The following is a 9,035-nucleotide window of genomic DNA, read 5'->3' as shown; positions in this document are numbered from 1 at the left end:
GAGGGACGACGACGGGGTTCAGCCGGCGATCGCGTCGGTGAGCTTGGCGTAGGCGGCGGGGCGGCGTCGGCGGATCCAGGTCGCCTGGGCGTATCCGAAGAGGGGGACGACCACGACCAGGGCGAGCAGCGCCCAGGTCACCGCGCCGAACGTCGGGGCGCCCTCGGCGTCGACGTCGCCGACCATGACGGGGAAGTACGCCACGATCACGACGGCGGACACCGCCAGCCCGAGGAAGCCCAGGGCGGGGGCGATGACGGTGTTCCACGGCCGGCGGTCGGCGCGGTTGCGGGTGAAGTACACGATCACGGCGATCGAGGTGACGGCCATGAGCAGCACGATCGCGACCGTCGCGACCCCCGACAGCCACGTGAACACCTGCAGGAGCGGGTCGAGCCCGAGGATCGCGAAGGCGGCGAGCAGGATGCCGGCGGTCGCCGTCTGCACCAGCGAGGACGCGTGCGGGGACAGGTGGCGCGAGTGCACACCGGACAGGCGGTCGGGCAGGACGCCCGCGGAGGACATCGCGTGCTGGTAGCGGGTCAGGACGTTGTGGAACGAGAGCACGCACGCGAACATCGACGTCAGCAGCAGCACGTTCACCAGCACCTCGCCCACGACGCCGAGGTAGATCGCGACCGTGCGGAGCATGAGGGTCGCCGGGTTCTCGGCCGCCGCGGCCAGGATGCCGCTCGGACCCCACGCCATCACCAGGCCCCAGGTCGCGAGCGTGTAGAAGATGCCGATGCCGATGACCGCGCCGTAGGTGGCGCGCGGGATGGTGCGGTCGGGGTCGCGGGCTTCGTCGCGGAAGATCGCGGTGGCCTCGAACCCGATGAACGCGGCGATCGCGAACATCAGACCGACGCCGGGTGACCCGCTGAGGACGTTGGCCGGCTCGAAGGGGGCGAGGCTCAGTCCCTCGGGCCCGCCCTGGACGACGACCGCGGCGACGAGCACCAGCACGATCGCGACCTCGGCGACCAGCAGCACACCGAGCACCTTGCTCGAGAGGTCGATGTGGCGGTAGCCCAGGATGCCGACGAGACCGACCGTCGCGAGGGCGTACAGCCACCACGCCAGGTCGGGGCCGCCGATCGAGACGACCGTGATCTCGAGGAGATAGCCGATATAGCCGTACACGGCGACCTGGATCGTCGTGTACGTCAGCATCGCGGTCCACGCGGCGGCGAGGCCGGACGGGCGGCCCAGGCCGTACCCGATGTAGGTGAAGAAGGCCCCCGGCCGCGGGACGTGGCGCGTCATCGCCGCCAGACCCACCGCGAACAGGAGGAGGATGACGGCGCTGATGGCGTACAGGGTCGGGTACCCGACGCCGTTGCCGATCAGGATGCCGAGCGGGCCGGCGCCGCCGACGACGGTGAGCGGCGAGGCGGCGGCGACCACCATGAAGATGATCGCCGTGACGCCCAGGGAGCCGCGGAGGGTCCGCGAGGTCGCAGCGGCGGCGCCCTTCGATTCGAGCTGGGTCATGTCGGAGCCTTTCGGAGGTCGGGTGTGGCATCGAGGTTCCTCCCGCGCCGTTGCCGCTCGATGTAGTCGGCGTGAAAGTGCCCGCACGCCGAGTGGGACACCGCCCGGCCGGGTGTCTCAGTCGCGGACACGTGCGCGAAACATCGGTGTCGCGGGGGTGCAACGGCTGCGGCGTACGGTCGCACCGAGTCCACGGGGAGCACCATGACCGCACTTGCCCGCGCCATCGCCCGGCCCACGCCCGTCGCCGGATTCGGCGACCGTTCGCCGTTGCACGGCCTGGAGCGCCGCACCATCGGCATCGTCGACCTCGCGGCGCAGTCGGTGGCCGCCGTCGCGCCCGCGGCGGCCGCTACGACGGTCGTGCTGCTCGTGGCGGGCATGGCCCCGGGAGCCACCGTCGCCGCGATCGTCGCCGCGGCGGTGCTGAGCTTCGGTGTCGCGCGGACGGTGTCGCAGTTCGCCCGACGCTTCGCCGCCGCGGGCGCCCTGTACACCTACACCGCGCGGGGTCTCGGCGAGCGCGCGGGGCTCGCGGCGGGTGCCGCCATCGTCGTCGGCTATGCAGCGATCGCGATGTTCGCGCTCCTCGGCGGTGCCTACTACCTCGGTTATCTCCTGCACGGGCTGTGGCCCGGTCTGGATCGCGGCATGACGATGACGGTGGCGGTCCTGGCGGAGGTGGCGTTCGTCGCGGTCGTGCTCGTCTCCGGCATCCGGCTGTCGGCCCGCGTCGCCCTCGTCGTGGAGGCGTTGTCGGTCGCGCTCATCGTGGTCCTGCTGGCGGTGCTCCTGGTCTTCATCGGGCCCGCGGACATCGTCGCCGCGGTCGCCCCCGGCCCCGTCGACACGGTCGCGCTCGCCGCGGGTGCGGTGGTGGCGCTGACGGCGTTCGTGGGCTTCGAATCTGCGGCGACGCTCGGCGTGGAGTCGGTCGCTCCCTTGCGCAACGTGCCGCGCGCGATCACGGGAACCGTCCTGATCTCGGGGGCCGTGTACGTTCTGGCGGCGGTCACCCAGGTGTCCGGCTTCCACGCGCTCGGGCTCGACCTGGCGGCCAGCGCCTCACCGGTGAACGACCTGGCCGGCGCGTTCGGGCTGGGTCCCTGGGGTGTGGCCGCCGACATCGGGATCGCGGCATCCTTCCTGGCGTGCGCGATCGGCACGATGACCGCGCTCGTGCGGGTGCTGTTCGCCATGAGCCGTGACGGCGTGCTGCCCGCGAGCCTGGGACGCACGCACCCGCGGCTGCGTACGCCGATCGCCGCCACCGCGGCGGCGCTGCCCGTGGTCGCTGCGGTGCCGGTCGTGCTGGCGCTCGTCGGCGTCGATGCGCGCGAGGCGATGCAGGCGACTCTCGCCGTCGGGGCGACGGGCTACATCGTGGCGTACGTGCTCGTGTGCGTGGCCGCGCCCGTGTTCCTGCGCCGGATCGGCGAGTTCACGATCTGGCCGGCGGTGGTGGCGGTCGTCTCGGCGGCCGCGTTGACCGCCGCGCTGGTGGCCTTCCTCGTCGCCGGCTCCGATCGCGTGGGCCTGGTCTGCGTCGCCGCGGTCGGCCTCGCCGCCGTCGCGGTCGTCGTGCTGGCCGGACGTCGTCGACGCTCGCAGCCGATCGGCGCCTACGACGAGCCCGTGGCCGCCCAGGTCCTCGGGGGAGTCGCCCCACCGGGACATCAGGGCGATGCCTGAGCGGGCGGGTCTCTCGGCGCGGCAGCCGGGGGCGGTGCGTTCGGCGCTGGCGGTGCTCGAGGCGGTGGCCCACCTCGGAGCCGGGGCGAGCGCGCAGCGCATCTCCACCGAGCTGGGGCTTCCCCGGGCCACGACCTATCGGCTGCTGAACCTCCTCGTCGAGGACGAGTACCTCGTGCGCACGCCCGACCTGACCGGGTTCGCCCTCGGCGCCCGGGTGGCGCAACTGGCCGGTGTGACCGCGTCCCCGGCCCGCTTGCCCTCGGCCGCGCGTGCCGTGCTCGCCGAAGCCCGTCGCACGGTGCGCGGCGGCGTGCACGTGGTGCTGTTCGTCGACGGGCGGCTCGTCGTGATCGACGCCGACCCCGACTTCCCCCTCTCGGACGAGGCGCGGCTGGTGCGCGAGCCCGAGCGATACGCCCTGGGGCGGCTGCTGCTGGTCACGCAGGGCCGCGCGGCGGTCGCGGCCGCCGCGGACGACCTCCGCCGGTTCGGCGCGACCCGGCAATGCGGTGAGGTCACCCCGACCAGCGGATGCCTCGCCCTCCCGATCCGCGACGACACCGGTGCGACGGTCGGCGCGATCGGGTTCTCCGGGGCGCGCCACCGCGTCGACGACCCCGGCGAGGTGATCAGCGCGCTCGAGCCGACGGTGCGGGCGCTGGCACCCCTGGTGGTGTGAGCGGGCCTCAGCTCGACACGATCGTGACGACCCCCGGTGCGGTCCCCTCGGACGCGACCACCCGGGACACGCAGCAGCACATCTTGGTGCGGGCGTCGCGCTGACGCTCGCTGTAGAAGACGTCGCGGTGGTCGATGTCGCCGTCGAGCCCGGTCACCCGGACCTCGCACAGCCCGCACTCGCCCTTGCGGCAGTCGTACATCATGTCGGCCCCCGCGGCCTCGATGGCTTCCAGCATCGACTGGTTCGGGGCGACGGTCGTCTCCAGACCCAGGGCGGGGATGCGGACGGTGAAGGGTTGCGGGTCGAACCAGCCGCTGTTGCCGAACGTCTCGGTGCGCAGGTCGGCCGGCGGCAGACCCCGTGCGATCCACGCCCGGCGCACGGCATCCATCAACCGGATCGGCCCGCACACGTACACCTCGGTGCCCGGTTCGACCGAATCCACCAGGGCCGGCACCGAGATCGAGGTGCCTTCGTCGCGCACGTGCACGTCGAGACGGTCGTCGTGGCGGTCGCGGAGCTCGTCGAGGTACGCCATGAGGGGGCGGCTGCGGCCGAGGTAGAGCAGCCGGTAGTCGGCTCCGGCGGCGCGCAGCCGTTCGGCCATGCCCAGGAGCGCCGTGATGCCGATGCCGCCGGCGACGAGCACGTAGCGGCGCGCCCCCAGGCGGAGGGGGAAGTCGTTCAACGGCTGCGTGAGCTCGATCCGGTCGCCGGGGCGGAGTGCATTCATGCGCGCCGCGCCGCCGCGGCTGACCGGTGAGGTGTAGACGCTCACCGCCACACGGGCACCGTCGGGCGTGGCATCCACGATCGAATACGACCGCTGCTCGTCGCGACCGGCGATCCGCACGCGCACGTCGAGGTGCGCGCCGGGCTCCACGCGGACGGGGGAGTCGACGTCGATCTCGATCCGGCGGATCTCGGGAGTGAGGTCGCGCGCCGCGGCGACGGTGCCGCCCTGCCAGACCTCGCGGTGCGAGACGGCCACTCAGCCCACCGCCGCCGGAGTGCGCTCGCGGCCCTCTGCCGCCAGCATCCGCTCGAGGAGCCGCCGCACCCACATGCCGCCCGCGTCGATGTTCAGGCTGTAGAACTCGTAGTCGGGGTTGGCGTCGATCGCGGCCTGCTGGGCGGCGAGCATCGCCTCGTCTTCGCCGAACACGCCGTGCACTCCGTCGCGCAGTTGCGTCGTGATGAGCTGGCTGTCGAGGCGGTAGTTGCGCTGGAACGACCAGAAGTAGTGGCTGGTGCGGTCGGTCTCGGGCGTGATGGTGTTCATGACGTAGCCGTTGACGCCCTGCGAGCGGTCGCCCTCGGGCGCGCCGGTGCCGGCCTTGGCCACGCCCACGTCGATGCGGATCGTCGAAGGCGCCTCGAAGTGGATGATCTGCCAGCGGTCGACGCGGCCCGAGAAGCCGGGGAACTTGTCGCGCATGTTCTTCAACCAGAAGGGCGGCGGCTCGATGTCGCGCATCCACCGTTCGACGGTGACGGTGTCGTCGGTGTGGCTGGTGACGAACTCCGACTCGCTGAGCTCTTTCTGTCCGATGCTGCTGGAGTGCACGAACTCCTCGTGGGTGAGGTCCATGAGGTTGTCGAGGATGAGCTGGTAGTTGCACGGCGCGTGGATCGTGAGTCCGTCGCCGGTCCAGTCGGGGTGCGTCATCTGGTGCATGTCGGGGATGCGGTCGGGATCGGCGAGCGCCGGATCGCCCACCCACACCCACACGTACCGGTAGCGGTCGACGATGGGGAAGGAGGGGACCAGGGCGCTGGGGTTGATCGTCTCCTGCGCGGGCATCGAGGTGCAGCGGCCGCGGGAGTCGTAGGTGATGCCGTGGTACGGGCACCGGATGTCTTCGGGGCCGACCAGCACGCCCTGCGACAGGGGCGCGAGGCGGTGCCAGCACGCGTCGGCGAGGGCCACCGCGGTGCCGTCCTCGGTGCGGTACAGCGCGAGCGGGCGCCCCGCGATCGTTCGGGCGAGGATGCGCTTGCGGCCCACCTCGTGGTCCCACGCCGCCACGTACCAGGCGTTCCGGGGGTAATCCAGCAGCTTCGCCGCCATCGTCTCGGTCACGGGACCTCCTCGTCCTCAATAACTATCACCATAGATATTGAGAGGAAGATATCGTGGGCGCACGCCACGTCGCAAGAGGGGAGGGGCGATGACTCTGCGCTACGCGCTCCTGGCGCTGCTGACCGCCCAGCCGATGACCGGGTACGACCTCGCCAAGGCCTTCCACGGATCGGTCGGACACGTCTGGCACGCCCCCGACTCGCAGATCTACCCCGAACTCAAGCGCATGGTCGCCGACGGCCTCCTGCGCGACGAAGCGGTGCCGTGGGGGAGCGCCACGACCAAGACGCGGTACACGATCACCGACGAGGGCGTCGACGACCTGCGCCGGTGGATGGAGCAGCCGGTCGTCTACGGCGCCGACCGCGACCCCGCGCTGCTGCGCGCGGCCTACTTCGAGTGGGCCGAGCCGGATGCCGCCCGCGCGCGGCTGCGCGAGCACATCGCCCACTACGAGGTGCGGCGCGGGCTCTGGCAGGGGCAGCTCGACGCGATCCGTGGGCGCACGCATCCGATCGTGGCCCGGCGCCTCGAGACCGACACGGTGCACGACCCCGCGGCGATCGTCGCCTTCAAGGTCTTCGCCTACGAGGGGTTCGTGGCCCGCGCCGACCACGAGATCGCCTGGGCCGAGCGCGGTCTCGCCCTCGTCGACGCGATCGAGAACGGCAACGCGTCCCGCTAGGACCCGGAGAGCAGTCGCGCCCGCAGCTCGGCCTTGCGCACCTTGCCCGAGGCCGTGCGGGGGAGGTCGTCGACGATCGTCACCGCCTTCGGGATCTTGTACCGCGCGATCTGCCCCGACAGGGCCGCGCGCACGGTCTCGGTGTCGACCACCGCCCCGTCCGCGACCGTCACGAGGGCGATCGGCACTTCTCCCCACTTCTCGTCCGGGATGCCGATCACCGCGACGCCCGTGATCCCCGGGAGCCCGGCGAGGAGCCCCTCGATCTCGGCGGGGTAGATGTTCTCGCCACCGGAGATGATCATGTCCTTCAGCCGATCGGCGATGTAGAGGTAGCCGTCCTCGTCCAGGTACCCCAGGTCGCCGGAGCGGAACCAGCCGTCCGCAGCGAACGCGGCCGCGGTCGCTGCGGGTTGACCGTGGTAGCCCGCGAAGACGTTGGGCCCCTTCACGTGGATCTCGCCCACGGTGCGGGCGGGCACCGGCATCCCGTCCTCTCCGACCACCCGCACGTCGGTGAAGAAGTGCGGCAGACCCACGCTCCCCGCCTTCTGGCGCGTCATGGATGCCGACATGCTCGTCGCCCCGGGAGAGGTCTCGGTCATGCCGTACCCCTGCGTGAACGACAGCCCGCGGGCCTCGTACGCCTCGCGGATCCGCGGCGGGACCGCCGAACCGCCGCACGTCAGCGTGCGCAGACTCGAGATGTCGGTCGTGGACCACTCGGGGTGGTCGGCCATGAGCTGGTTGGTGGTGGGGACGCCCGAGACCACCGTGACGCCGTGGCGCTCGATGAGATCGAGCGCCCGTCCGGCCTCGAAGCCCGCCTCGAGGACGACCGTCGCGCCCTTCATGAGCGCGGGGAGGGCCCCCATGCCGAGCGAGGCGACGTGGAACAGCGGCGAGATCATGAGCGAGACGTCGGCGGAGACGAGGTCGTAATCGATGATCGTGTTCACCGACACCCACGTGAGGTTCCCGTGCGTGAGCAGAGCGCCCTTCGCGCGGCCGGTGGTGCCGGAGGTGTACACGAGCGCCGCGGGGTCGTCGAGTCCCGTCGGGACCGGCGCGCGTACCTCGGTGACGAGGGACAGGAGGCGCTCGAGCCCGGGCTCGCCGTCGCGTCCCGACGCCCCGGTGCCCACGACACGCGGGGCGGCGTCGCCCCGGAACGCGCCGCCGGACAGAGCCGCGGCGGCACGGTCGCCGAACGCCGGATCGTGCACGAGCACGCGCGCGCCCGAGTCGGCGAGGACGTGGGCGATCTCGGGGGCGGCCAGACGCGTGTTCACCGGCACGAAGACGGCCCCGAGGTGCGCGGCGCCGAAGAGCAGGAAGAGGAACTCGGGCGAGTTCTCGCCGAGGTACGCCACGCGGTCTCCGCGACCGACGCCGTGAGCGGAGAGGACGGCGGCGGTGCGCTCGGCGGCGTCGGCGAGATCGGCGTAGCTGACCCGCCGATCGTCGCCGAAGATCAGGGCCGTCTTGTCGGGGTGCTTGAGGCGGCGGCGGGGGAGCCAGGCGCCGAGTCCGGGTGTGCTCATCGTTCTCTTCATCGAGGGCGGGCGCCGCGGTGCGCCCGGGAGCGGGTGGGATGCCGCCCGCGCGTCGCCGGGGTCGGCGCGCGCGGGCGGGGTGTCAGGCGGAGAAGCGGTAGAGCCCTCGGGCGACGACGGCGGGCTTGTCTCCTCCGTCGACCTCGATCGTCTGGTCGACGGCGAGCTGGTAGCCGCCGCGCACCTCCGTCACCTCGGCGACGACGGCGTTCATGCGCACGCGCGCACCGACCTTCACCGGCGAGACGAAGCGGACCTTGTCCAGACCGTAGTTGACCTTCGTGGTCACTCCCGTGACCTCGAGCAACTCGGTCCAGAATTTCACCGTGAGCGACAGGCTGAGGTAGCCGTGGGCGATCGGCCCGCCGAAGGGGCCGTCCTTCGCGCGCTCGGGGTCGACGTGGATCCACTGATGGTCGTCGGTGGCGTCGGCGAAGAGGTCCACGCGGCTCTGCGTGACCTCCAGCCAGTCCGACCAGCCGAGGTCGGTGCCGGCGAGGCCGGCGATGTCGGCGTAGGCGACGGTCGTGGTCATGGTGTTCTCCGTTCGGGTCAGGGGGTCAGGCCGAGCAGGCGCGCGGCGTTGTCGAGGAGGATGCCGGGCATCCGCTCGGGCTTGAGCGTCGTCGACTCGACGTCGCGCATCCAGCGGTCGGGCGTCAGGAGCGGGAAGTCGCTGCCGAAGAGGATGCGCTCGCGCAGGAACGAGTTCGCCGCCCGCACGAGCTGCTCGGGGAAGTACTTCGGGCTCCACCCCGACAGATCGATCCACGTGTTGTGCTTGTGGGTCGCCACCGAGATCGCCTCGTCCTGCCACGGAACCGAGGGGTGGGCCATCAC

9 protein-coding genes are annotated in these 9,035 nt (G+C 71.9%); 3 read left to right on the top strand and 6 right to left on the bottom strand.

Annotated elements, in window-relative coordinates:
* Positions 1–18 precede the first annotated feature (18 nt).
* Complete coding sequence (locus LQV45_RS12280) at positions 19–1,494, bottom strand: APC family permease (RefSeq protein WP_230007266.1); 1,476 nt, start codon at positions 1,492–1,494, stop codon at positions 19–21.
* 204 nt (positions 1,495–1,698) lie between these two features.
* On the opposite strand from LQV45_RS12280, the gene LQV45_RS12275 reads away from it, so the two are divergent.
* Together LQV45_RS12275 and LQV45_RS12270 are read left to right on the top strand one after the other, a co-directional pair.
* A complete protein-coding gene (locus LQV45_RS12275; RefSeq protein ID WP_230007265.1) occupies positions 1,699–3,186 on the top strand; it encodes an APC family permease in 1,488 nt (495 codons plus the stop codon).
* The gene (locus LQV45_RS12270) at positions 3,179–3,868 is read left to right on the top strand and encodes a helix-turn-helix domain-containing protein (RefSeq protein WP_230007264.1); all 690 of its coding nucleotides are present in this window, start codon (positions 3,179–3,181) and stop codon (positions 3,866–3,868) included. Before LQV45_RS12275 ends, LQV45_RS12270 begins: the two co-directional genes overlap by 8 nt.
* 7 nt (positions 3,869–3,875) lie before the next feature.
* On the opposite strand, the gene LQV45_RS12265 is transcribed toward LQV45_RS12270, so the two are convergent.
* Together LQV45_RS12265 and LQV45_RS12260 are read right to left on the bottom strand one after the other, a co-directional pair.
* Positions 3,876–4,862, bottom strand: a complete 987-nt coding sequence (locus LQV45_RS12265; RefSeq protein WP_230007263.1) for a PDR/VanB family oxidoreductase — start codon at positions 4,860–4,862, stop codon at positions 3,876–3,878.
* Positions 4,863–5,942 (bottom strand): aromatic ring-hydroxylating dioxygenase subunit alpha, encoded by a 1,080-nt coding sequence (locus LQV45_RS12260; protein ID WP_230007267.1) that lies wholly within the window; start codon positions 5,940–5,942, stop codon positions 4,863–4,865.
* 100 nt (positions 5,943–6,042) lie between these two features.
* Between LQV45_RS12260 and LQV45_RS12255 the strand changes: the two genes are divergently transcribed.
* A complete protein-coding gene (locus LQV45_RS12255; RefSeq protein WP_230007262.1) occupies positions 6,043–6,639 on the top strand; it encodes a PadR family transcriptional regulator in 597 nt (198 codons plus the stop codon).
* On the opposite strand, the gene LQV45_RS12250 is transcribed toward LQV45_RS12255, so the two are convergent.
* The 3 genes from LQV45_RS12250 to LQV45_RS12240 form a co-directional block, all read right to left on the bottom strand.
* The gene (locus tag LQV45_RS12250; RefSeq protein WP_230007261.1) at positions 6,636–8,183 is read right to left on the bottom strand and encodes a long-chain fatty acid--CoA ligase; all 1,548 of its coding nucleotides are present in this window, start codon (positions 8,181–8,183) and stop codon (positions 6,636–6,638) included. The genes LQV45_RS12255 and LQV45_RS12250 overlap by 4 nt on opposite strands.
* A 94-nt stretch (positions 8,184–8,277) precedes the next feature.
* On the bottom strand, positions 8,278–8,730 hold the full coding sequence (locus tag LQV45_RS12245; protein WP_138177852.1) for a MaoC family dehydratase: 453 nt from the start codon (positions 8,728–8,730) through the stop codon (positions 8,278–8,280).
* Positions 8,731–8,747: 17 nt separating this feature from the next.
* Positions 8,748–9,035 (bottom strand): amidohydrolase family protein (locus tag LQV45_RS12240; RefSeq protein ID WP_230007260.1); only part of this gene is annotated, 288 nt, incomplete at its 5' end.

Source organism: Microbacterium sp. Bi128, assembly GCF_918698205.1.
This window is presented reverse-complemented; position numbering and strand designations above follow the sequence as displayed.

What these genes read in the sequence shown, in the direction of transcription:
- LQV45_RS12280 (WP_230007266.1), bottom strand. Translation starts at nt 1,494, where the DNA reads ATGACCCAGCTCGAATCGAAGGGCGCCGCCGCTGCGACCTCGCGGACC.
- LQV45_RS12275 (WP_230007265.1), top strand. Translation starts at nt 1,699, where the DNA reads ATGACCGCACTTGCCCGCGCCATCGCCCGGCCCACGCCCGTCGCCGGA.
- LQV45_RS12270 (WP_230007264.1), top strand. Translation starts at nt 3,179, where the DNA reads ATGCCTGAGCGGGCGGGTCTCTCGGCGCGGCAGCCGGGGGCGGTGCGT.
- LQV45_RS12260 (WP_230007267.1), bottom strand. Translation starts at nt 5,942, where the DNA reads ATGGCGGCGAAGCTGCTGGATTACCCCCGGAACGCCTGGTACGTGGCG.
- LQV45_RS12255 (WP_230007262.1), top strand. Translation starts at nt 6,043, where the DNA reads ATGACTCTGCGCTACGCGCTCCTGGCGCTGCTGACCGCCCAGCCGATG.
- LQV45_RS12250 (WP_230007261.1), bottom strand. Translation starts at nt 8,183, where the DNA reads ATGAGCACACCCGGACTCGGCGCCTGGCTCCCCCGCCGCCGCCTCAAG.
- LQV45_RS12245 (WP_138177852.1), bottom strand. Translation starts at nt 8,730, where the DNA reads ATGACCACGACCGTCGCCTACGCCGACATCGCCGGCCTCGCCGGCACC.